Genomic DNA, 21,927 nt, shown 5'->3' on the forward strand with positions numbered 1-21,927 from the left:
CCCCATTCTTTTACCGGTCTCGCTCGACGATAAACCGCGCCAGTTCGCGCAGCAGGTCCGCCTCGGCGCCATATTGCCCGAGATGCGCGATCGCCTGATCCACCAGCATGCGCGCCTGGGACCGCGCCCGGTCCGGCCCCAGCAGCGAAAGAAAGGTCTGCTTGCCCGCCGCCGCATCCTTGCGCAGCGCCTTGCCTGCCGCAGCCTCGTCACCCTCGTGGTCGAGCAGGTCATCGGCAATCTGGAAGGCAAGGCCAATGTCGCGTGCATAGGCGCGCAGATGCGTGCGCCCCTCCGGCGGCAGGCGGCCAAGGATCGCCCCCATTTCCACCGCGGCGCCAAGCAGCGCCCCGGTCTTGAGCTGCTGCAGCTTGGTCACCGTCGGCAGGTCGAACGCGGTCGTCTCGGCGACGATGTCCATCATCTGCCCCCCGGCCATGCCCTGCAGGCCCGAGGCCGTGGCAAGGCACAGGGTCAGTTCGGCGCGGGTAAAGGGATCGCCGGTCAACGCCGGGTCGCCGAGGATTTCGAAGGCAAAGGCATGCAGCGCATCGCCGGCCAGCACGGCGGTGGCATCGTCGAACACCTTGTGCACGGTCGGCTTGCCATGGCGCAGGTCGTCATCGTCCATGCACGGCAGGTCGTCGTGAATCAGCGAATAGACATGGATCGCCTCGAGCGCGAGGCTGGTGCGCACCGCCATCTCCCGGTCCACGCCGTGCAGTTCGGCGGTCGCGGTCAGCAGCAGCGGCCGGATTCGCTTGCCCCCGCCGATCACGGCATAGCGCATGGCCTCGGTCAGCCGCGCCCGGGCGTCGGACGGCACCGGCAGTAGCGCGTCAAAGCCCGAATCGACCTCGGCCTGGATGCGCTGCAACGCCTGCTTCAATAGACCGGCCATGATTCCCGCCGGCCTTTCAGCGACCGGATTCGTCAAACGGCTGCGTTCCCGCGGCCTGCCCGTCGGCGCCGGCCACGATCTTCTCGATTCGCGCGCTCGCCGCGTCGAGCCGGGCCTGGCAATGCCGCCGCAGCGCCTCGCCGCGCTCATAGAGCGTGATCGAATCGTCGAGCGGAACCTCCCCGCTCTCCAGTTTGCGAACAACGTCCTCGAGCGCGCGCAGCGCGTCCTCGAAGCTCAGCGATGCGATATCGGCAGGACTTTCGGCCATGTGCGCTGCAATGGCCCCGCCGCTCCGCCCGGTCAAGCGGGTGGTCCTGCTTCTTAGCCGGTTTGCTTGAAGCGATGCCGGTTTGCTTGAAGCGATGCCGGTTTGCTTGAAGCGATTCTGGCGCTAAGGGCACGCGCATGAGCGCCATCACCCCCGAAGTCGTCGCCGCCCACGGGCTGTCCGAGGAAGAATATGCCCGCGTGCTTCACGCGCTGGGCCGCGAGCCGAACCTGGTCGAGCTCGGCATCTTCTCGGTCATGTGGTCGGAACACTGCTCCTACAAGTCGAGCCGTATCCACCTCAAGAAGCTGCCGACCGAGGCTCCCTGGGTGATCTGCGGCCCCGGCGAGAACGCGGGCGTGATCGACATCGGCGATGGCCAGGCCGCCATCTTCAAGATGGAAAGCCACAACCACCCCTCCTACATCGAGCCCTATCAGGGCGCGGCGACCGGCGTCGGCGGCATCCTGCGCGACGTGTTCACCATGGGCGCCCGCCCCGTGGCCAACATGAACGCCCTGCGCTTCGGCCGGCCGGACCACCCGAAGATGAAGCACCTCGTCAAGGGCGTGGTCGCGGGTATCGGCGGCTACGGCAACTGCGTCGGCGTGCCCACGGTCGGCGGCGAGACCAATTTCCACAAGGCCTACGACGGCAACATCCTCGTCAACGCGATGACCGTGGGCGTCGCCGATGCCGACAAGATCTTCTACTCGGCCGCCACCGGCCTCGGTAACCCGATCGTCTACGTCGGCTCCAAGACCGGGCGCGACGGTATTCACGGCGCCACCATGGCCTCGGCCGATTTCGACGAGAAGTCGGACGAAAAGCGCCCCACCGTGCAGGTCGGCGACCCCTTCACCGAAAAGCTGCTGATCGAAGCCTGCCTCGAACTGATGGCAACCGACGCGATCGTCGCGATCCAGGACATGGGCGCCGCCGGCCTCACCTCGTCCTCGGTGGAAATGGCCACCAACGGCAAGGCCGGGATCATCCTCGACATGGACAAGGTGCCGTGCCGCGAAGAGGGCATGACCCCCTATGAGATGATGCTCTCGGAAAGCCAGGAGCGCATGCTCATGGTGCTCAAGCCGGGCAAGGAACCCATGGCCGAGGCGATCTTCAAGAAGTGGGAGCTGGACTTTGCCGTGATCGGCGAAGTGACTGACACCGGCCACATGGTCCTGACCTTCGAGGGCGAAGTGGTCTGCGACATTCCGCTTGGCCCGCTCGCCGAAGATGCCCCGCTCTACGATCGCCCCGCCGCCTCGCCGGAGGACTACAAGGCCTGGGCCGCTGTGCCGCCCATCGGCGAAGTGCCCGCGACCACCGACCTCGCCGCCGATCTGGTCAAGCTGATCGGCTGCCCCGATCTCGCGAGCCGCGCATGGATCTGGCAGCAGTACGATTCGCAGGTTGGTGGCGATACGGTGCAGAAGTCGGGCGGTGACGCCGCCCTCGTCCGCGTCCACAATACGCGCAAGGCCCTCGCGATCAGCACCGACTGTTCGCCGCGCTATTGCTATGCCGACCCCTACGAGGGCGGCAAGCAGGCCGTGGCCGAAACCTACCGCAACATCTCGGCGGTCGGCGCCACGCCGCTTGCCATCACCAACTGCCTCAACTTCGCCAACCCGCAGCGGCCCGAGATCATGGCCCAGATCGTCGGCTGCCTGAATGGCATGGGCGATGCCTGCCGCGCGCTCGACTATCCGATCGTCTCGGGCAACGTCTCGCTCTACAACGAATCCAAGGCCACCGGCGGCGGCTCGGCGATCCTGCCGACCCCGGCGATCGGCGGCGTCGGCCTCACCCAGGACTGGGAAAAGACCGCGACCATCGCCTTCAAGGCCGAAGGCGAGGCGATCTGGGTGATCGGCGGCGAAGGCTCGCACATGGGCCAGTCGCTGTGGCTGCGCGAAATCGCCGGGCGCGAAGCGGGCAATGCCCCCAAGGTCGATCTGGCGGTCGAACGCGCCAACGGCGAACAGGTCCGCGCCCTCATCGCCGCGGGCACGGTAACCGCCGTGCATGACATCAGCGATGGCGGCTTGCTCGTCGCGCTGGCGGAAATGGCTTTGGCCGGCAAGATCGGCTGCACCATCGACGCCCAGCTGACCACCCGTTCGGCCTTTGGCGAAAACCAGTCGCGCTATATCGTGACGGCGCCCGCCGGCGTGGAGATCGAAAACGCCTTAAAGATCGGCACCGTCGGCGGCGACAGCGTGGCTGGCGTCACTATCGGCGCCCTTCGCGAAGCCAACGAGGCCTTCTTCAAGGACTGGATGGAAGCGTGACCCTGGGGTCCATCCGCGTCGGCATCGGCGGATGGACCTACGAACCATGGCGCGGGGTGTTCTATCCCGAGGGCCTGCCGCACAGGCGCGAGCTTGCCTATGCGGCGGAGCTCCTGACCGCGATCGAGATCAACGCCACCTATTACGGGCGGCAGAAGCCGAGCAGCTTCGCCGCCTGGGCGGAGGCCGCGCCCGAAGGGTTCCGCTTCAGCCTCAAGGCCTCGCGCTACGCCACGGCGCGCAAGGCGCTGGCCGAGGGCAAGGACTCGGTCGACAAATTCCTCGGCCAAGGCTTCACTGAACTGGGCGACAAGCTCGGCCCGATCCTCTGGCAATTTCGCGATGGCAAACGCTTCGAGCGCGAGGATTTCGCCCGCTTCCTCGATCTTGTTCCCGACCGGATTGAAGGGCGCGACCTGCGCCACGCCCTCGAAGTGCGCGACGAAAGCTTTCGCGACCCCGCCTTCCTCGATCTGGCGCGGAGCCGGAACATGGCCGTCGTCTTCGCCGACGACGAAAGCTTCCCCTGCATCGCAGAGCAAACGGCCGATTTTACCTATGCCCGCCTGCAAGGCTCGGCCGAGTCCTGCGAAACCGGCTACGACGCGCCGGCCCTCGACCACTGGGCCGATCAGGCACACCAATGGTCGCGGGGTGGCCGCGACGTCTATCTGTTCTTCATCTCAGGCGCCAAGGTCCGCAACCCGGCCGCCGCACAGGCCCTGATCGCACGCCTGTAAAGGGCGCTTACTCCCAGACCCATTCCTCACGCGGGATCCCCAGCAGCGCCAGCACGCTGGTCAGATCACCCCGCGCCACCCAGCCGTCACCCGCCGCCTTGGCCTTGGGCTTGGCATGATAGGCCACGCCATAAGTAGCTGCCTCGATCATCGGGATGTCGTTCGCGCCGTCGCCGGTGGCGAGGCTGATCGCATGGTCGCCCAGCCGGGCCATTTCCTCGAGCAGCACGGCCTTCTTGACGCCACTGTCCGTGATGCCGCCAACCAGTCCGCCGGTCAGCTTGCCTTCGTGCACCGCGAGCCGGTTCGCCACGACCCGCTCGAACCCGAGCTGCTCGGCCACCGGATCGGCGAACTGGTGAAAGCCCCCGGTCACGAGCACGGTGAAGCACCCGCGTGACTTCAGCGTCGCCACCAACACCTTTGCCCCCGGCATGGCGGCAATGCGCTGGTCGAGGCACTGCTGGATCGCCTCCTCGCCCAGCCCCGCCAGCAGTCCGACGCGCTCGGTCAGCGCCTGGGCGAAATCCAGTTCGCCCTGCATCGCGCGCTCGGTGATGTCGGCGATCTGGTCCTTGATCCCGGCAAAGTCAGCCAGTTCGTCGATGCATTCGGCCGAGATCATCGTCGAATCCATGTCCGAGATGAACAGGTGCGGCACGTCGATCGGCTTGTCGGAAACCAGCAGGTCGACCGGGCCGAAACACGCGTCCAGCACTTCGCGCAGCACCGCCGCGTCGCCGTGCGGCAATTGCAGTTCGACCGTATTCTCGCCGCTTTCCAGTTCCTCGGCCATGGCCACCGGCATGCCGCGTTCGGCCAGCAAGGCACGCGCCTTGTCAAGATTGGCTGCAAGCGTCGAAGTCTCTGCTATCAGGCGGGCGATGAGCACCGGTGAATCCTTTTTCCAGCGCGGCGCCTCGGGGGGGCTGCCGCCGGTCGCGCTCATTGCAGGGCCAACCGCCAGCGGCAAGAGCGATCTTGCAGTGCGCCTCGCCCTGCGCCTTGCCGAACAGGGCCGCGAAGCCGTGATCGTCAATGCCGACAGCGCGCAGGTCTATGCCGATCTCGCCGTACTCAGCGCCCGCCCCTCGGCCGCCGACATGGCCGGGATCGAACACCGCCTCTACGGCGCGTGGGACGGTGCCCGCCCCTGCTCCGCCGCCGATTGGGCCGAGGCCGCCAAGGCCGAAATCGCTGAGCTTCATGCCCGCGGCGCCGTGCCGATCCTCGTCGGCGGTACTGGCCTCTATATCCGCACGCTGCTGCAGGGCATCGCCCCGGTGCCCGAGATATGCCCCCTGATCCGCGCCGAAGTCCGCGCCCTGCCGGTGGTCGAGGCGTACCACGAACTGCACCAGCTCGATCCCGCCCGCGCCTCTGCCCTGCATCCTTCCGATACGGCCCGCGTCGCCCGCGCGCTCGAAGTCGTGCTGGCCACGGGCCGCACCCTCGCCCAATGGCAGGAGCGCAGCGAAGGCGGCATTGCCGGGGCGATCGACCTACGCCCCGCCATCCTCCTGCCCGACCGGGCATGGCTCTACGAACGGTGCGACCGCCGTTTCGGCCTGATGCTCGAACAGGGCGCCGTCGAAGAGGTCGCCGCCCTCCTCGCGCGCGCCCTGCCTGCCGACGCCCCGGTCCTGCGCGCGATCGGCGTGCCCGAGATCGCCGGCCATCTCGCCGGAAACTGGACGCTCGAAGAGGCGCAGACTCGCGGCGCCCAGGCCACCCGCAACTACGTGAAACGCCAGTTCACCTGGCTCCGGCACCAGTTTCCGGCCGACTGGCTTCGGCTCGCAGCATTTCCTTACGATGAAATGACCCTAAACGACGTTTTATTTCACGATCTCGGGTTGACCTGACATTTTCGAACGTGTAGCGCGCCGCCATAACGACGGTTGACAGACCGGCGGGCGAGTTCGATGGGGCCCGGCACACGCGATTGCGCCGGGCCCCATCCTTTCAATCGGCCCGGTCCTGTCCGCGACGAAGGAATTTTGAAGTGAGCGAAGAGCGCAGCGGCGCAGACATCCTGGTCGACAGCCTGATCCGTCAGGGCGTCGAATACGTGTTCGGCTATCCGGGCGGCGCGGTCCTGCCGATCTACGATGCCCTGTTCGAACACCCGCAGATCCGCCACATCCTCGTCCGCCACGAAGCGGGCGCCGCCCATGCCGCCGAAGGCTATGCCCGCTCCACCGGCAAGCCCGGCGTCGTCCTCGTCACCTCGGGCCCGGGCGCGACCAATGCCGTCACCGGCATTGCCGACGCCTTCCTCGATTCGATCCCGCTGGTCGTCATCACCGGCCAGGTCCCGACCGGGCTGATCGGCTCGGACGCCTTCCAGGAAGCCGACACGATCGGCATCACCCGCCACTGCTGCAAGCACAACTACCTGGTCAAGGACCCGGCAGACCTCGCGGCGGTGATCGACGAGGCGTTCCAGATCGCCACGCAGGGCCGCCCCGGCCCGGTCGTCGTCGACATTCCCAAGAACGTCCAGATCGCCACGGCCCCGTGGAGCGATGCCGCCCCCCAGCGCCGCAACCGCTACCACCCGCGCACCGAAGGCACGGCCGACGAAATCGCCCAGGCGATCGAGCTGCTGGCCAATGCGAAGCAGCCGGTGTTCTACACCGGCGGCGGCATCATCAACGCGGGCCCCAAGGCCACCGCGCTGATGCGCCAGTTCCAGGAAATGACCGGCGCGCCGCTGACCTCGACCCTGATGGGCCTCGGCGCCTTCCCGGCCGACCATCCGGACTGGCTCGGCATGCTCGGCATGCACGGCACCTATGAAGCCAACATGGCGATGAACCAGGCGGACCTGATCCTCTGCCTCGGCGCCCGCTTCGACGACCGCGTCACCGGCCGGCTCGACGCTTTCGCCCCGAACTCGACCAAGATCCACGTCGATATCGACCGTTCGTCGATCAACAAGACGGTCGCGGTCGATCTCCCCATCGTCGGCGATTGCGCCCGCGTCCTCGAGCAGCTGATCGCGGCCTGGGGCAGCCGCCGCCCGCAGGACCTGTCCGGCTGGAAGGCGCAAGTCACCGAATGGCGCGGCAAGGACAGCCTCGCCTATCCCCGCCGCAAGGACGCGATCGCGCCGCAATACGCGGTCGAGCGCCTCTTCGCCCTGACCAAGGCCAAGGACCCGATCATCACCACCGAGGTCGGCCAGCACCAGATGTGGGCGGCGCAGTACTTCGGCTTCTACGGCCCCAACAAGTGGCTCACCTCGGGCGGCCTCGGCACGATGGGCTACGGCCTGCCCGCCGCCATCGGCGCCCAGTGCGGCAACCCGGATTCGCTGGTCATCGACATCGCGGGCGACGCCTCGATCCAGATGAACATCCAGGAAATGGGCACGGCCACCCAGTTCCGCCTGCCGGTCAAGGTCTTCGTGCTCAACAACGAGTACATGGGCATGGTCCGCCAGTGGCAGGAACTGACCTACGAGGGCCGCTACTCGAACTCCTATTCCGACAGCCTGCCCGACTTCGTGAAGCTGGCCGAGGCCTATGGCTGGAAGGGCATCCGCATCGAGAGCGAGGACCAGCTCGACGCCGGCATTCAGGCGATGATCGACTACCCCGGCCCGGTCTTCGTCGATTGCCTTGTCGCCAAGGAGCACAACTGCTTCCCGATGATCCCCTCGGGCGCGGCTCACACCGAAATGATCCTCTACGGCGATACCGTCGCCGGCACGATGGATGATGAAGCCAAAGCACTGGTCTGAGGAACCCGAGATGAAGATCGAGACCGAAGCCCGGGAACGCCACGTCCTCACCGTCCTCGTCGACAACGAGGCGGGCGTCCTTGCCAAGATCGCCGGGCTGTTCACCGCCCGCGGCTACAACATCGACAGCCTGACCGTGGCCGACATCAACGAGAGCCACCAGGTCAGCCGCATCACCATCGTGACTCACGGCCCGCCGAGCCAGATCGACCAGATCCGTGCCCAGCTCGAACGGCTGGTGCCGGTCCACAAGGTGATCGACCTCACCGAACAGGGCCCCTACGTCGAGCGCGAGCTGGCCCTGGTCAAGGTCGCCGGCACCGGCGAGGCGCGCGTTGAAATGCTGCGCCTGGCCGACGTGTTCCGCGCCAAGCCGGTCGACACCACCACCTCCAGCTTCGTTTTCGAGCTGACCGGCGCGCGCGACAAGATCGACACTTTCGTCGCCCTGATGCGCGAGCTTGGGCTGGTCGAAGTCGGCCGCACCGGCGTGGTCGGCATGACCCGCGGCGCCCAGGGCTCCTGAATTCAACACCGAATGCGCGCTGCTCCGGCGGCGCCTGAACATTAGCGATCCGGCCCGCCGGACCCGATACGAGGAACGAGACATGAAGGTTTACTACGACGCCGATTGCGACCTGAACCTGGTCACCGGCAAGAAGATCGCGATCGTCGGCTACGGCTCGCAGGGCCACGCCCACGCCCAGAACCTGCGCGACAGCGGCGTCAAGGACGTCGCCATCGCCCTGCGTCCGGGTTCGGCCACCGCGAAGAAGGCCGAAGCCGCCGGCTTCCAGGTCAAGACCGTGGCCGATGCCGCTGGCTGGGCCGACATCCTCATGATCCTCGCGCCCGACGAGCACCAGGCCGCGATCTACGAGAACGAGATCAAGGGCAACCTGCGCCCCGGCGCCGCCCTCGCCTTCGCGCACGGCCTCAACATCCACTTCGGCCTGATCGAAGCCCCGACCGACGTCGACGTGATCATGATCGCGCCCAAGGGCCCGGGCCACACCGTGCGCGGCGAATACGTCAAGGGCGGCGGCGTGCCCTGCCTGATCGCGGTCCACAACGACGCCACCGGCAATGCCCACGACGTCGCTCTCGCCTATGCCTCGGGCGTCGGCGGCGGCCGCTCGGGCATCATCGAGACCAACTTCCGCGAGGAATGCGAAACCGACCTGTTCGGTGAGCAGGCCGTGCTCTGCGGCGGCGCCACGGCGCTGGTCCAGGCCGGTTTCGAAACCCTGGTCGAGGCCGGCTACGCCCCGGAGATGGCCTATTTCGAATGCCTCCACGAACTGAAGCTGATCGTCGACCTGATGTATGAAGGCGGCATCGTCAACATGCGCTACTCGATCTCGAACACCGCCGAATACGGCGACATCAAGACCGGCCCGCGCATCATCACCGAAGAGACCAAGAAGGAAATGAAGCGCGTCCTCGCCGACATCCAGTCGGGCCGCTTCGTGAAGGACTTCGTGCTCGACAACCGCGCTGGCCAGCCCGAACTGAAGGCCTCGCGCATCGCCGCCAAGCGTCACCCGATCGAAGAGACCGGTTCGAAGCTGCGCGCGATGATGCCGTGGATCGGCGCCAACAAGCTGGTCGACCAGACCAAGAACTGATTGTTCGCGATCGGATCGAAGGGGCGGGACCGGCATGCCGGCTCCCGCCCTTTTCGCATTTGTGCGGCGCGTAAACCCCGCTACACCCCGCCCCATGAGCAACAGGGCAGAGCAGACCGAAGGCCGCGGCGGCGTCAGCCGGGTGGAGGCCTTTTCCGACGGCGTGATCGCCATCATCATCACGATCATGGTGCTGGAACTGAAGGCCCCGGAAGAGGAGGACCTGTCCGCCCTCTGGCATCTCTGGCCCACGTTCCTCGCCTATGTCCTGTCCTATGCCTATGTCGCGATCTACTGGGTCAACCATCACCGCCTGTTCAGTCACGCCCGCAGGGTGACCAGCGGCCTGCTGTGGTCCAACATCGCCCTACTCTTCGCGCTCAGCCTCGTGCCCTTCTCCACGGCCTACCTTGGCGAGCATCACTTCGCGCGCGATCCCACGATCGTCTATCTCGTCACCATGCTCCTGCCCGCTGTGGCCTATGCGTGGCTGCAGGGGGAGATCATGAAGGTTGCCGAGTGCAGCGCGGCCGACCAGCGCTATCTCATCGCCACCCGGCGCAAGGGACAGGCCGCAACGGTGGTCTATTTCCTCGGGGTTCCGCTCGCTTTCGTCACGCCGTGGCTCGGGATCGCCGCCGCCGCCCTGGTCGCGGTCTTCTGGTGCCTCCCCTTCAGCCGGCTTGACGCGCTGTTCCTGCCGGAGGATTGCGCCGCCTGACACCGGGGGGCCTGAGAATCGCTGAAATGAGCGCGCGCCGCATCCTGATCCCGTTCCACGATTTCGCGCGCGGCGGCACCGAGCGCGTGGCGCAGGTCCTCGCCCAGCACTGGCTCGACGCGGGCCGCGAAGTGACGATCCTGTGCGGCTCGCGCGGCGGCGGCACGATCGACCGCGCAGATCCACGCATCCGGGTGGTCGAACTCGATCCCGAACTGCCGCGCAGCCCGCTCTCGCGCCTGAGGCTCGGCCCGGCCATGGCCGCACGCCTGCCAGAGCTTGCGCCCGACGTCGTGTTCATTCCGGGCAATTTCCACTTCGTCGTCGGCCGCGCCTTCCGCAAGGCCATGCCCGGCCTGCCGCTCGTCGCCAAGGTCAGCAACCCGCTGCTCCCGCCGCTGCCGCGGCCGCTCGCCGCCATCGCGCGCGCCGGGCTGGCCGTCTACTGCGCCCCGCTGACCACGCTGGTCTACATGGCCCCCGAACTGGCCGAGGCCGGATGCGCCGATCTTCCGGGCACGCCGGCCGAAGTCATCGCCGAGCCCAACCTGCCGGTCGGCCATGAGCCGCTCCCCCGCCATGCCCCGGGCGGCGATCCGGTGATCCTCGTCATCGCCCGGCTCGAACCGCAGAAGAACCTCGGCCTCGCGCTCGAAGCCTTTGCCGGCCTGCTGCGCCGCCGCCCGGCGCGCCTGTCGATCCTCGGCGAAGGCGCCGAACGCGCCCGGCTCGAAGCCCATGCCCGCAGCCTCGGCATCGCCGAACATGTCGACCTGCCCGGCTATGTCACCGACATCCCCCAACGCCTTGCCGGCGCCTCGGCCTTGTTGCTCTCCTCGCGCTACGAAGGTTATCCCGCCGTGGTGGTAGAGGCGCTCGCCGCAGACGTGCCGGTCGTCACCACGGATTGTTCGCCCTCGCTCGCCGGCCTGATCGACCGTCCGTCGCGCGGCGAGGTCGTGGCGAGGGACTGCCCGCAGGCCCTCGCCGAAGCGCTCGGCCGCGCGCTGGACCTGCCCTTCGCCAGCGGCGGAGAGCGCCCCGCTGCCGTTGCCCATCACGATGCCGCCGCCTCGGCCGCGGCCTATCTCGCCCTGTTCGATCGCCTCGCCGCGGCGCGGCCCTGAAAAGCCGTTTCCTACTCGCGCGCCGCCTGTCATCCTTCCGGCGATGCTTGACCGGAGCCCCCGGCCGCAAACGAGTTGGACAAGTGTCACCCATGCACGGCACGGCAAACCCCGCGCAAATCTGCCAAAAACGGGCCGTTCTGGCCGCGCGTCAGGGTTACACCCGTGTCACCCTCGCACCCAAATCGGGCCCGCGCCGCGCGCAATTTGCCGTCAATCCCCTTTACATCGGGGCCCACGATAGCCATAGGCAAGGCATGATCAGCCGGCTTGTCCTTACTCTGCGACTTATCCGCCCTTGGGCGTGAGCTGAAGCGTCGGCACGGTTCCGGCGCGCACAGCGCCCAAGGGACCGAGAACGCCGCAAACGTCGCACCAAGCCATTCGAGTTTCGATCATGTCCATGTTGAAAGACCCCTCGGTCAAGTATCGCCCCTTCCCGCAGGTTCCGCTGCCCGATCGGCAGTGGCCGAGCCGCACCATCACCAAGGCCCCGCGCTGGCTGTCGACCGACCTGCGCGACGGGAACCAGTCGCTCATCGACCCGATGGGCGCGGAAAAGAAGAACCGCTTCTTCGACCTGCTGGTCAAGGTCGGCCTCAAGGAAATCGAGATCGGCTTCCCAGCCGCTGGGGCGACCGAGTTCGACTTCATCCGCGCCCTCGTCGATTCCGGGCGCATCCCGGAAGACGTGCTGGTCCAGGTCCTCACGCAATCGCGTGACGACCTGATCAAGACCTCGTTCGAGAGCCTGGCCGGCGTCCATGCCGCCATCGTCCATGTCTACAACGCCGTCTCGCCGCTGTGGCGCCAGGTGGTGTTCGGGATGGAGCGTTCGCAGATCAAGGACATCGCGATCAACGGCGCCAAGCAACTGCGCGACAATGCCGCCCGCTTCCCGCAGACCAAGTGGCACTTCGAATATTCGCCCGAGACCTTCTCGACCGCCGAACTCGATTTCAGCCTGGAATGCTGCGAGGCGGTGATGGACGTGCTGCGCCCCACGCCCGAACATCCGATCATCCTCAACCTGCCGGCCACGGTCGAGGCGGCAACGCCCAACGTCTACGCCGACCAGATCGAGTATTTCTGCCGCAACCTGCCGAACCGCGACAGCGCGGTGATCAGCCTGCACACCCATAACGATCGCGGCACCGGCGTTGCCGCCGCGGAACTGGGCCTGATGGCCGGCGCGGACCGGGTCGAGGGCTGCCTGTTCGGCAATGGCGAGCGTACCGGCAACTGCTGCCTGGTGACGGTCGGCCTCAACCTCTACACGCAGGGCGTCGATCCCGAGCTGGACTTCTCGGACATCGACGAGGTGATCCAGACGGTCGAATACTGCAACCAGCTGCCGGTCCACCCGCGCCACCCCTACGGCGGGGATCTGGTCTTCACCGCCTTTTCCGGCAGTCATCAGGACGCGATCAAGAAGGGCTTCGCCGCGCAGGAACAGCGCAACGACCCGCTCTGGGCCGTCCCCTACCTGCCGATCGACCCGGCCGATCTGGGCCGCAGCTACGAGGCCGTGATCCGGGTCAATTCGCAGTCGGGCAAGGGCGGTTTCGCCTGGGTGATCGAGCAGGACCAGGGCCTCAAGCTGCCCAAGCGGATGCAGGCCCACTTCTCGCGTCACGTGCAGGAACTCGCCGACCAGCTGGGCCGCGAACTGCACGCGGGCGACATCTGGGACGTGTTCCGCAAGGTCTACCGCCTCGACGAACCGCAGCACTTCCAGCTGCTCGACTACCACGAGATGCGCAGCCCCGACGGCAGCCGCATCTTCGCCGGCAAGATCGGCGTGGGCGGCAAGGCGCAGAGCGTTTCGGGCCGGGGTAATGGCCTGATCTCCTCGATCGTCGCCACGCTCAAGGAAAGCTTCGACGTCGCTCTGGAAGTCCGCGACTATTCCGAGCACGCCCTCGGCAAGGGCTCCGACGCGCGCGCCGCCGCCTATGTCGAATGCGTTACCGCCGATGGCCGCACGGTCTGGGGCGTGGGCATCGATGAGGACGTGGCGACCGCCAGCGTCCGCGCCGTGTTGAGCGCCGCCAACGCCGCTTCGCTTTAGTGAAACCAAAACAGGGGCCGCCCCGCGCGGCCCCTGCTGCCTTACGCAATTCCGCCACTTTCCTACATCGCGCCGCTCCGTCATCCTCCGCTCCGGGCAACATGGAGGCAGGCATGACAGACCGCACGATTTCCCGGCGCACGGCGTTTAAGGGCGCGGCCGCCGCCGCGGCCGGACTACCCCTCATCGCCCGCGCCGGCAGCGCCATGGCCCTGCCCGCCCCGGCCGACACGGCAGCGGGCATGATCGCCTCCCTGCATGACAGGATCTACATCAACGCCAACGAAAACCCCCACGGCCCCTGCCTTGCCGCCACCAAGGCGCTGGCCGCCCTGCCCACCCTGTCCGGCCGCTACGGCATGTCCTTCGGAGACAGGATCGCCGCGCTGTTCGCCGCGCAGAACGGGCTGAAGCCCGAAAACGTCGTCGCCCACCCCGGCTCCTACGTTCCCCTGCGCGCCGCCTGCCTCGCCTTTTCCAGCACCGAAAAGCCGATCGCCTATGCCGAACCCACTTTCGACTCCGGCTTTCGCGGTGCCGACGGCAAGCCGCTGACCGCCGCGATTACCTTGCCGGTCGGCCCCGACCATTCCCCTGACGTCAAGGCCCTGCTTGCCGCCGCGCCCACCGCCGGGGTCTATTACCTGTGCAACCCCAACAACCCCACCGGCACCGTCACCAGCCGCGAGGACATTCTCTGGCTGCTGGCCAACAAGCCCAAGGGTTCGATCCTCCTCGTCGATGAAGCCTATATCCACTACAGCACGGCCAGATCCTGCGTCGATCTCGTGGCGCAAGGCGCGGACGTGCTGGTCCTGCGCACCTTCTCCAAGATCTACGGCCTCGCGGGCCTTCGCATCGGCTTCGTCTGCGGCCGCCCCACCTGCTCGCCCCGCTTGACCGCTTTGCCAACAACATCGTGCCGATGCCCGCCGCCGTCGCAGCCGAAGCCAGCCTGCTCGATCCCACCGTCGTCGCCACCCGCAAGGCCGAGGCCGACCGGATCAAGGACGGGCTCTACCGCTGGTTCGACGCCCGCCAGATCAAGCACGTCAAGTCGCAGGGCAATTTCATGATGGTCCACGTCGGCCGCCCCGGCGGAGAGGTGCAGAAGGCGATGGAGGCCCACAGCGTGGTCATTTCCGGCCCGCGCAAGCACATGGCCGACTGGGTCCGCATCTCGATTGGCACTGTCGCCGAGATGGAGGCCTTCAAGACCGCCTTCGCCAAGGTGCTCGGCAAGGCCTGAAGGCTGAAGGATCAAGCCGCGAGGGCAGTCTCGCTCCACAGCAGTTCGGCCATGGCGTCGAGGTCGTCGAACGCCGGCGCGGCAACTGCCGGATCGCGCCGATTGAGCACCATCGCCGAACCCGCGGGATCGAGCAGTCGCCGCCGCAGCGCCCCTTGCAGCAGCCCAAGCCGGAACAGCGCATCGTCCAGCGCCCGCTCGGCATCGCGCAGCCGATCTCGCGACCAGCGCGTCTCGATCGCGCCGACCCGCTGGATCACCAGTTCATTGTAGCTGCGATGCGGCCCGCGATGCATCGGCAGTCCCATTAACCGCGCAGCATCCTCGCGCGCCGGCAGCAGCAGGCCATTGCGGCGAAAGTCGTCGAACCCGATCCGGACGCGGCCAATACCGTCGAAAAATGGCCGGAAACAGCTGGCTCCGACCAGCTGGAAAGGCAGCAGATGATGCCGCTGCAGGCCCGCGTCATAGCCGATGGCCCCGCGCTGATTGACCGCCCGAAACGACAGCGCGGCGCGGATCGGGACTGCTTGCCCCGCTCCGCCGACAGCGGCCGCGCGGCGGCGGCCCGCCCCGCTCAGGTCTCCGCTTCGCCAGCCCTCCGGATCCGGAGTACATTTCCGTTCGCCATCAACTCGCAATTCAGCGACGCCCCCCCGGGTCCTTCAACGGAACCGGGTGAGTAGGGACCATTCTCAACCAAATCGTGAATCACCCGCAGCGCGAACTTCGCCGTATCAGCCGGGGATTCGCCGATCAGCGGATCGATCTGCATCTCCTGCCCGATGAAGAACGTCAGCCCGTCCGTGCCGACCGTCCCGTCCTTGCCGCGCACCAGCGCAGTCATGCCAAGACCGGGAAAGGCCCCGCCCTTCAGCCATGCCGAAACGACCCGCCGGTAATAGTCCGGGGCCATCACGGTGCGCGCCGGCTCCCAGCCGATGGCGGCAAGGCCCGGCAAGCCGGCCAGTTCGCAACCCAGTGCAGATAGCGCGCGGACGACCGGCAACAATGTCGCCCCGGCGCTGAGGTGGGGGCCCGGCCGCACGGTCAGCGCTTCGTAGCCACGGGTCTCGTCCAGAGGGAGAGCAAAGGCATGGAGCGGCCGCGCGGTATCGGCCGGAATGCCCGGCGCCAGCCCCTGGATGTCGAAGGTCAGGCCCAGCGCGAGCAGTTCCAGCCAGTAGGGATGTTCGGTCGGCCGATGGCTGATCGAAAAACCCACGGTTTCGCCTGCCGCCGCGGCAAGCGCGGCTATGGCATCGGCATCCGGCCGGGTGCCACGCGCAAACAGTAAGGAAATGCCCGCCTGGCGTCGCCCGGCGCTATCGTCCACCATCATGGCGATCCCGTCGCCTATTCGATCCATGAAACGACCAATGGCATAATTTCCCTCTCCGTCGAGCCCCCCTTCGGCAACCCGTGCCGTTTTGGCGCATTCGCGTCAAAAAAAGTTCCGAACCCAACCTTGCTGGCATGAATTGGCCCCGTTTTGGCGCAGCAGTCGGGCAAGCCGGTGGCGAGGGCTTCGCGGCAAGGTTGCGTCTCGGCTCGGACAACGATGCCGGCCACCGCCAGTTCCCTGCTGTCCCCGGTCCGGCTGTGCCACACGATCGCGACCATGCGCGCCCCCCGTTTTCGCCATGCAATCGACGGGTTTACCGGCGAAAAGTCAAGCCGAACGGTCGTTTGCTCCACACAGTTCACCGCTTTCGCCGCCCCCGCTCTTCCGGCGGGGGCCGCGATCGGATAGCGCTGGAATCATGGCTTCTCTGCCCCTGACTTTATCCGCAAGCGCACGCTCGCTCAGCGGCCGACAATGGCGCTGGCGCGGCGGAAACATGGACTTGGCCGATCCGGGTCTCGACGGCGCAAGTCTGACCGACGACCTCGTCACCCAGCTCCTGCTCGCCCGCGGCGTCGAGCGAGCCGACCTAGAGCGGCACCGCAATCCCAGCCTGCGGACATTCCTTCCCGATCCGTCCTGCTTCCGCGACATGGACACGGCAGCCGAGCGGATCGCACAAGCCGTCATCGGCTTGGAGGCGGTTACTGTCTATGGCGACTACGACGTCGACGGGGCAACTAGCGCGGCCCTGCTGATCCGCCTTATGCGCAGCCTTGGCCTCGAAGCGGCTTACTACATTCCCGATCGCCTGCTCGAAGGCTACGGCCCCTCGGGCGAGGCACTCGTACGCCTCGCCGAGGGTGGATCGAGCCTGATCGTCACTGTCGATTGCGGCGCCATGGCGCACGAGGCCTTGGCCACGGCCAGCACCGCGGGCGTCGACGTGATCGTGGTCGATCATCACAAATGCGCGGCCGACCTGCCCGTGGCCCATGCCCTGGTCAATCCCAACCGCCTGGACGAGAGCGAGGCCGCCGCCGCTCATGGCCATCTCGCCGCTGTCGGCGTCGCCTTCCTGCTCGCGATCGCGGTGGTTCGCTGCCTGCGCGCCCGCGGCTATTTCGCCGAGCGCAAGGAGCCGGACCTGTTCGCCCTGCTCGACCTCGTCGCCCTCGGCACCGTGGCCGACGTCGCCGCCCTGCACGGCCTCAACCGCGCACTGGTTGCGCAGGGGCTGAAAGTCATGGCCCGGCGAGAAGGGATCGGCATGGCCGCCCTGATCGACGCGAGCCGCCTTAACCGCGCTCCCACCTGCAGCGATCTCGGCTTCGCCCTTGGGCCGCGGATCAACGCCGGAGGCCGCGTCGGCGAATCTACCTTGGGCGTGCGCCTGCTGACCACCGACGACCCGGACGAGGCCCGCGCCATCGCCGCGCAGCTATCCCTGCTTAACGACGAACGCCGCACGATTGAACAGGCCGTGCAGGAAGCGGCCGAGGCTCAGCTCGGTCGTCAGCACAACCGCTCCGTAATCGTCGTCGCGGGCAGCGACTGGCACCCTGGCGTGATCGGAATCGTGGCCGGGCGAATCAAGGAAAAGACCGGCAAGCCCACGCTCGTCATCGCGCTCGATGCCGACGAGGATGGTAAGGGCAAGGGGTCGGGCCGCTCGATCTCCGGCGTCGATCTCGGCGCCGCGATCATCGCCGCGCGCGAGGCCGGGCTACTGGTCGCGGGCGGCGGTCACGCCATGGCCGCGGGCCTGACCATCGCGTCCGACAAGCTGGACCTGCTGGCCGACTGGCTAGACCAGCGCCTCGCCGCCGACGTGTCCGCGGCGATGACGAATCAGGCCATGCTGCTCGACATCAGTGTGGCCCCGCGCGGCCTTTCGCCAGACCTTGTCGAAACGATGGAAAGCGCCGGACCGTTTGGCGTGGGTTGGCCCGCACCGCGCGTCGCGGTCGGCCCGGTGCGGCTGGTCAAGGCCGACATTGTCGGCAACGATCATGTTCGCCTTATCGTACGCGGCGACGATGGCTCCAGTTTCAAGGCCATTGCCTTCCGCGCAGCCCAGACCGACCTCGGCCAGGTCCTCCTTCACGGCGCCCGCGACCGCCGGCTCTGGCTGGCCGGACGGGCGAAGATCGACGATTGGGCCAGCCGTCCCCAAGCCGAACTGCACGTCGAAGATGCCGCTTTCGCAGATTGATCGAAAAGAACGTGCAAGAGGGGGTTGACCCCCGCCGCGCTGCCCCGTAAAGGCCCGGCCTCGCCACGGCGCAAGCCGAGACGGCCCCTTCGTCTAGCGGTTAGGACGCGGCCCTTTCACGGCTGAAACACGGGTTCGATTCCCGTAGGGGTCACCAACTTTCTGTCCCGGACGGTTTCATACCGTCTCTGAATCGACAGAAACTGGCGACTGAATTGTCACCACCTTTGCGAGCAGCGGATCATGTCGTTTGGCATATCGCGCCGACGTCGGTCCCGCCCGCGCGACTGCTGTGGCAGTAGGGGCTCGACCGGCGCGAAACAGTCGCGCCTCATGCTCCGCATGTCTATCAGGTCCCTCGTGCTCCGCACGTCCATTTGGTCGATGAATGAACGGCGGCGAGCTCTGAACGCGGGCCATCGGAGCAGCGCGAACCATCAATCCATGCGGACCGGCCCCAGCGCATCGATAATGCGGCATTGCGCCACCGTCCCGCCGTCGCAGGAATCGATTACCCCCTTCAGCTCTCGCCGGAGCGCCTGCAGATCCGCAATCTTCCGATCCACTTCCTGCAAGTGCTCTTTCGCAATCCGGTCGATGCCCGCGCAGTCGCAGCTACGGTCGTCGGAAAGACCGAGAAGCGCGCGCACCTGATCCAGCGAAAAGCCGAGGTCGCGGGCTCGGCGAATGAAGGACAGCCTGCCCAGTTCAGCCTGGCCATAGTCCCGATAGTTGTTCGTCTTTCGCGCGGGCCTGGGCAGCAGCCCGATCCGCTCATAATAGCGGATCGTCTCGATCTTGGTGTTGGTAGCTTTGCCCATTTCGCCGATCGTCAACACCATGCCCTTGACCCTGTAGTTGCTACAGGGACCATATAGGTTGTCATCGACGCGACGAGGAGATGGCACATGGCAGACACGTGCTGCGGCGGATCACCGGACCGCATCCACACGGCAGATGATCGGGTCTGGCGAAAGGTGCTGTGGATCGCGCTCGCTATAAACGCCGGGATGTTCGGCGTTGAAATGGTCGCAGGCGTCACCGACGGATCGGCCGCGCTCAAGGCCGACTCGCTCGACTTCCTCGGCGATGGCGCGAACTATGCGATCAGCCTTGGCGTGGCGGGACTTGCCCTCCGATGGCGCGCCCGAGCGGCTCTGGTCAAGGGGATGTCGCTGCTCCTTCTCGGCCTCTGGGTCATCGCGAGCACAGCCTGGATGGCGGCCCGCGGCGCCTTGCCGACTGCGGAGACAATGGGCGTCATCGGCGTCCTGGCTCTCGCTGCCAACCTGATCTGCGCCGCAATCCTTTGGCGGTATCGCGAAGGTGATGCGAACCGTCAGTCCGTCTGGATCTGCTCGCGTAACGACGCGATCGGGAACATCGCTGTGGTCGCGGCCGCGCTTGGCGTCTTCGGAACGGGCACGGCATGGCCGGACATCGCCGTCGCGGCGGGTCTGGCAGGGCTCGGCGTGTCGGGCGGATCGCGGATCATTGCCCGGGCGAGGCAGGAGTTGACGATGCCGGGTAGAAATCCCCTCACCCCCCGCCGAACCGGAACCGCACCCCCCCATTGAGCACGAATCCGTCTGTTGGCGCCCAGGCATCGACCGTCCACGCACCCGTCGGCGCGCGGCTGCGCAGGAGCAGGGGATCATAGCTGGTCTGGCGCACGTTCAGGAGGTTCTCGGCATTCAGGAACAGGCTGACCTTGCCCAGCACCAGTTCACCCATCGCGCCGAGTTGGACATAGGGGCGGCTGCGGGTTCGATAGGGATTATCGTCGAGCGACTGATGGCCCGTGTAATAAGCCTCGACGCCAATGCGCCCGCGACCATGCTTTTCCCACATGGCGACCAGACCCGCGCTGTCGCGCGGCGTGAGCGGCACGGTTCGACGACCGGGGCCGTCCGGATCGGGTTCGCTCGCCTCGACATGGACATAGCTGCCGGTCAACGTCACCGCGTCCCAGCGATAGCGCAGCAGCACCTCGGCGCCGCGCGTGCGCGTCAGCCCCGCGGCATTGATGAGCGTCACGTGCCCGGCATCGACCGCCCGAAGCTGGACGGCGTTGTTGATGGCAGACGCGAACAGGCTGACACTGGCCTCGATCGGCCCTTGGGCAAAGCCGAAGTCGATCGAGGCGCTGTCCACCACTTCCGCCTTCAGCTTCGCATAGGGGAGCAGCCGGGACAGGCCATTGGCCTCGACCTCCTCGACGAAAGGGGTCGGCGCGTAGAAGCCGCGTCCGAGCGATGCACGGATCGTCCAGGGGCCAGGCTTGTAGAGCGCGGACAGGCGCGGACTGAAGCGCGAGCCATAGTAGCTGTGGCCATCCCACCGCGCGCTGCCCGCGAGGGTCAATGCGTCAGCCAGCTTCTGCTCGCCCTGCACGAAGAGCGAGGGCACGGTGTAGCTGTAGTCAAAAATGGGAAAGGCTGCGGAGCGATAGTCGTCCGCCTGGATGGCGGCGCCAACCAGCCATGTGGCCGCGCCCGCCTCGCCACCGATTGAAGCCTCGGCCAAGCCGGTGCGGTGGCGGTCGTTTTCGATCAGGGCGGCAAAGCGATGGCAATGTGACTGGGTAACGCCCGACGCCCGCAGGTAGAGCGCGCCGACACTTTCGAGCGGCACTTGAGCGGTCAGGCCAATATCATAGCGCCGGCTGCGCTGTGCCTGCACGAAGGGCTGGCCGTCTGGCGCCGCTGCCCCCGGTAAGGTGCCGCCTTCGCGCTCCTCGGTCATTGCTCCGAAGGTCAGGAGGGCCTTGGTCCCGCCCGCGCCGTTCCAGAAAAGCCGCGGACGAACGGTCCACCGTTCGACGCCCGACATATCGGCCCAGTCATCCCCGTTGATGTCCTGATGGGTCTGCCGGTCATAGCCCACCGTGACCGAGGCACCGAGACCCTCGCTGATCGGCGAGGCCGCATAGGCCGTGACATCCTGCCCGTTCCGGCTGGTCGCATTGAACAGCAATTCGCCCTGGGCCGTACTCGCCGGACGACGGGACACGAGATTGATGACACCGCCGAGCGCCGATGGACCGTAGAGCGCGGACGCGGCGCCCTTTATGATCTCCACCTGTCCGAGATCGGTCGGTGGAATCTGAAGCAAGCCAATGGACGGCGTTTGCCCGCCATAGAGCGGCAGGCCATCGGCCAGAATCTGGGTGTAGCGGCCTTTGAGGCCCTGAATGCGAACATTGGCCGCGCCCAAGGCTGGAGAGGTGGTCTGCACCCGAACACCGGGAGTTTCGCTCACCAGCATGGCAATGTTGCCGGGGCGCATCAGGAGCTTCTCCTCGATCTCCTCCCGGTTCACCACGTCAACGCGGATCGGCTCGTCCTGCACACGGCGCCCGGTCCGCGTGGCCTCGACGAGGATCTCCTCCCCGCCCTCCTCTTCGGCTTGCTCGTCCGCTTGCGCGTGAACGGATACCGGCAACGCCGAAGCCAGCAGCAACGGGAAAATGACACGATGGACCGCGCCGTGCGTTCGAATTGCAGACTTCAATGCCAACCCCTGTTCGCAGATTTTCGGATCACAGGGCGGCGCCTGTAGAACCTGTAGCAACTACAGGGTCAAGGCGAATTCGGGCGCCTTCGGATCAAGCC

General features: G+C 66.8%; 19 protein-coding genes, 1 tRNA gene and 1 pseudogene. 14 read left to right on the plus strand and 7 right to left on the minus strand.

The features are described 5' to 3' along the window. Positions 1-10: 10 nt before the first annotated feature. Both H7F51_RS04540 and H7F51_RS04545 read right to left on the minus strand, forming a co-directional pair. On the minus strand, positions 11-901 hold the full coding sequence (locus H7F51_RS04540; RefSeq protein ID WP_185663054.1) for a polyprenyl synthetase family protein: 891 nt from the start codon (positions 899-901) through the stop codon (positions 11-13). A 16-nt stretch (positions 902-917) separates the two neighbouring features. Then, entirely contained in the window at positions 918-1,172 is a 255-nt protein-coding gene (locus H7F51_RS04545) for an exodeoxyribonuclease VII small subunit (protein ID WP_185663278.1), read from the minus strand. A 137-nt stretch (positions 1,173-1,309) separates the two neighbouring features. Here H7F51_RS04545 and purL point away from each other — a divergent pair, with 137 nt between their 5' ends. Beyond that, positions 1,310-3,469 carry a phosphoribosylformylglycinamidine synthase subunit PurL gene (purL, locus tag H7F51_RS04550; protein ID WP_185663055.1) on the plus strand — a complete coding sequence of 720 codons (2,160 nt, stop codon included), beginning with the start codon at positions 1,310-1,312 and terminating at the stop codon, positions 3,467-3,469. Beyond that, complete coding sequence (locus H7F51_RS04555) at positions 3,466-4,209, plus strand: DUF72 domain-containing protein (protein WP_185663056.1); 744 nt, start codon at positions 3,466-3,468, stop codon at positions 4,207-4,209. Before purL ends, H7F51_RS04555 begins: the two co-directional genes overlap by 4 nt. Before the next feature lie 7 nt (positions 4,210-4,216). Here the strand turns inward: H7F51_RS04555 and serB are convergent, their stop codons facing one another. After that, the gene (gene serB, locus H7F51_RS04560) at positions 4,217-5,101 is read right to left on the minus strand and encodes a phosphoserine phosphatase SerB (protein ID WP_343061203.1); all 885 of its coding nucleotides are present in this window, start codon (positions 5,099-5,101) and stop codon (positions 4,217-4,219) included. Here serB and miaA point away from each other — a divergent pair. From miaA to H7F51_RS18880, 9 genes and pseudogenes are all read left to right on the plus strand, one after another. Then, the gene (miaA, locus tag H7F51_RS04565; protein ID WP_185663057.1) at positions 5,094-6,074 is read left to right on the plus strand and encodes a tRNA (adenosine(37)-N6)-dimethylallyltransferase MiaA; all 981 of its coding nucleotides are present in this window, start codon (positions 5,094-5,096) and stop codon (positions 6,072-6,074) included. The two genes, serB and miaA, sit on opposite strands and share 8 nt — an antisense overlap. Positions 6,075-6,214: 140 nt before the next feature. Beyond that, the gene (ilvB, locus tag H7F51_RS04570) at positions 6,215-7,957 is read left to right on the plus strand and encodes a biosynthetic-type acetolactate synthase large subunit (RefSeq protein WP_185663058.1); all 1,743 of its coding nucleotides are present in this window, start codon (positions 6,215-6,217) and stop codon (positions 7,955-7,957) included. A 10-nt stretch (positions 7,958-7,967) separates the two neighbouring features. Next, positions 7,968-8,483, plus strand: a complete 516-nt coding sequence (ilvN, locus tag H7F51_RS04575) for an acetolactate synthase small subunit (RefSeq protein ID WP_185663059.1) — start codon at positions 7,968-7,970, stop codon at positions 8,481-8,483. Positions 8,484-8,565: 82 nt separating this feature from the next. Beyond that, entirely contained in the window at positions 8,566-9,585 is a 1,020-nt protein-coding gene (gene ilvC, locus H7F51_RS04580) for a ketol-acid reductoisomerase (RefSeq protein ID WP_185663060.1), read from the plus strand. A gap of 94 nt (positions 9,586-9,679) precedes the next feature. Continuing rightward, complete coding sequence (locus H7F51_RS04585) at positions 9,680-10,306, plus strand: TMEM175 family protein (protein WP_185663061.1); 627 nt, start codon at positions 9,680-9,682, stop codon at positions 10,304-10,306. Positions 10,307-10,332: 26 nt separating this feature from the next. Then, on the plus strand, positions 10,333-11,433 hold the full coding sequence (locus H7F51_RS04590) for a glycosyltransferase (RefSeq protein WP_185663062.1): 1,101 nt from the start codon (positions 10,333-10,335) through the stop codon (positions 11,431-11,433). 397 nt (positions 11,434-11,830) lie between these two features. Then, positions 11,831-13,504, plus strand: a complete 1,674-nt coding sequence (leuA, locus tag H7F51_RS04595) for a 2-isopropylmalate synthase (RefSeq protein WP_185663063.1) — start codon at positions 11,831-11,833, stop codon at positions 13,502-13,504. A 359-nt stretch (positions 13,505-13,863) separates the two neighbouring features. Continuing rightward, positions 13,864-14,325: pseudogene (locus H7F51_RS18875) on the plus strand (aminotransferase class I/II-fold pyridoxal phosphate-dependent enzyme); the annotation flags it as partial. Positions 14,326-14,429: 104 nt separating this feature from the next. After that, positions 14,430-14,753 carry an aminotransferase class I/II-fold pyridoxal phosphate-dependent enzyme gene (locus tag H7F51_RS18880; protein WP_343061204.1) on the plus strand — a complete coding sequence of 108 codons (324 nt, stop codon included), beginning with the start codon at positions 14,430-14,432 and terminating at the stop codon, positions 14,751-14,753. 11 nt (positions 14,754-14,764) lie between these two features. On the opposite strand, the gene H7F51_RS04605 is transcribed toward H7F51_RS18880, so the two are convergent. After that, the gene (locus H7F51_RS04605; protein ID WP_246447818.1) at positions 14,765-15,394 is read right to left on the minus strand and encodes an AHH domain-containing protein; all 630 of its coding nucleotides are present in this window, start codon (positions 15,392-15,394) and stop codon (positions 14,765-14,767) included. After that, entirely contained in the window at positions 15,331-16,095 is a 765-nt protein-coding gene (locus H7F51_RS04610; protein ID WP_185663064.1) for a hypothetical protein, read from the minus strand. The genes H7F51_RS04605 and H7F51_RS04610 overlap by 64 nt, the downstream gene beginning before the upstream one ends. A gap of 421 nt (positions 16,096-16,516) precedes the next feature. On the opposite strand from H7F51_RS04610, the gene recJ reads away from it, so the two are divergent. Continuing rightward, on the plus strand, positions 16,517-18,313 hold the full coding sequence (recJ, locus tag H7F51_RS04615) for a single-stranded-DNA-specific exonuclease RecJ (protein WP_185663065.1): 1,797 nt from the start codon (positions 16,517-16,519) through the stop codon (positions 18,311-18,313). Positions 18,314-18,395: 82 nt separating this feature from the next. After that, a tRNA-Glu gene (locus H7F51_RS04620) sits at positions 18,396-18,470 on the plus strand. A 280-nt stretch (positions 18,471-18,750) separates the two neighbouring features. Here the strand turns inward: H7F51_RS04620 and H7F51_RS04625 are convergent. After that, positions 18,751-19,155, minus strand: a complete 405-nt coding sequence (locus H7F51_RS04625; RefSeq protein ID WP_185663066.1) for a MerR family transcriptional regulator — start codon at positions 19,153-19,155, stop codon at positions 18,751-18,753. Positions 19,156-19,221: 66 nt separating this feature from the next. Here H7F51_RS04625 and H7F51_RS04630 point away from each other — a divergent pair, with 66 nt between their 5' ends. Further along, a complete protein-coding gene (locus tag H7F51_RS04630) occupies positions 19,222-19,890 on the plus strand; it encodes a cation efflux transmembrane domain-containing protein (RefSeq protein ID WP_185663067.1) in 669 nt (222 codons plus the stop codon). Here the strand turns inward: H7F51_RS04630 and H7F51_RS04635 are convergent. Next, positions 19,853-21,757 (minus strand): TonB-dependent receptor plug domain-containing protein, encoded by a 1,905-nt coding sequence (locus tag H7F51_RS04635; protein WP_246447819.1) that lies wholly within the window; start codon positions 21,755-21,757, stop codon positions 19,853-19,855. The genes H7F51_RS04630 and H7F51_RS04635 overlap by 38 nt on opposite strands. Positions 21,758-21,927: the final 170 nt, after the last annotated feature.

Source organism: Novosphingobium flavum (assembly GCF_014230315.1).
GTDB classification, from domain to species: Bacteria; Pseudomonadota; Alphaproteobacteria; order Sphingomonadales; family Sphingomonadaceae; genus Novosphingobium; species Novosphingobium flavum.

Coding starts and splice junctions, on each gene's coding strand:
- miaA (WP_185663057.1), top strand. CDS start 5,094: ATGAGCACCGGTGAATCCTTTTTCCAGCGCGGCGCCTCGGGGGGGCTG.
- H7F51_RS04630 (WP_185663067.1), top strand. CDS start 19,222: ATGGCAGACACGTGCTGCGGCGGATCACCGGACCGCATCCACACGGCA.
- leuA (WP_185663063.1), top strand. CDS start 11,831: ATGTCCATGTTGAAAGACCCCTCGGTCAAGTATCGCCCCTTCCCGCAG.
- H7F51_RS04590 (WP_185663062.1), top strand. CDS start 10,333: ATGAGCGCGCGCCGCATCCTGATCCCGTTCCACGATTTCGCGCGCGGC.
- H7F51_RS04610 (WP_185663064.1), bottom strand. CDS start 16,095: ATGATGGTGGACGATAGCGCCGGGCGACGCCAGGCGGGCATTTCCTTA.
- recJ (WP_185663065.1), top strand. CDS start 16,517: ATGGCTTCTCTGCCCCTGACTTTATCCGCAAGCGCACGCTCGCTCAGC.
- H7F51_RS04540 (WP_185663054.1), bottom strand. CDS start 901: ATGGCCGGTCTATTGAAGCAGGCGTTGCAGCGCATCCAGGCCGAGGTC.
- ilvC (WP_185663060.1), top strand. CDS start 8,566: ATGAAGGTTTACTACGACGCCGATTGCGACCTGAACCTGGTCACCGGC.
- H7F51_RS04585 (WP_185663061.1), top strand. CDS start 9,680: ATGAGCAACAGGGCAGAGCAGACCGAAGGCCGCGGCGGCGTCAGCCGG.
- H7F51_RS04545 (WP_185663278.1), bottom strand. CDS start 1,172: ATGGCCGAAAGTCCTGCCGATATCGCATCGCTGAGCTTCGAGGACGCG.
- H7F51_RS04625 (WP_185663066.1), bottom strand. CDS start 19,155: ATGGTGTTGACGATCGGCGAAATGGGCAAAGCTACCAACACCAAGATC.
- ilvN (WP_185663059.1), top strand. CDS start 7,968: ATGAAGATCGAGACCGAAGCCCGGGAACGCCACGTCCTCACCGTCCTC.
- H7F51_RS18880 (WP_343061204.1), top strand. CDS start 14,430: ATGCCCGCCGCCGTCGCAGCCGAAGCCAGCCTGCTCGATCCCACCGTC.
- purL (WP_185663055.1), top strand. CDS start 1,310: ATGAGCGCCATCACCCCCGAAGTCGTCGCCGCCCACGGGCTGTCCGAG.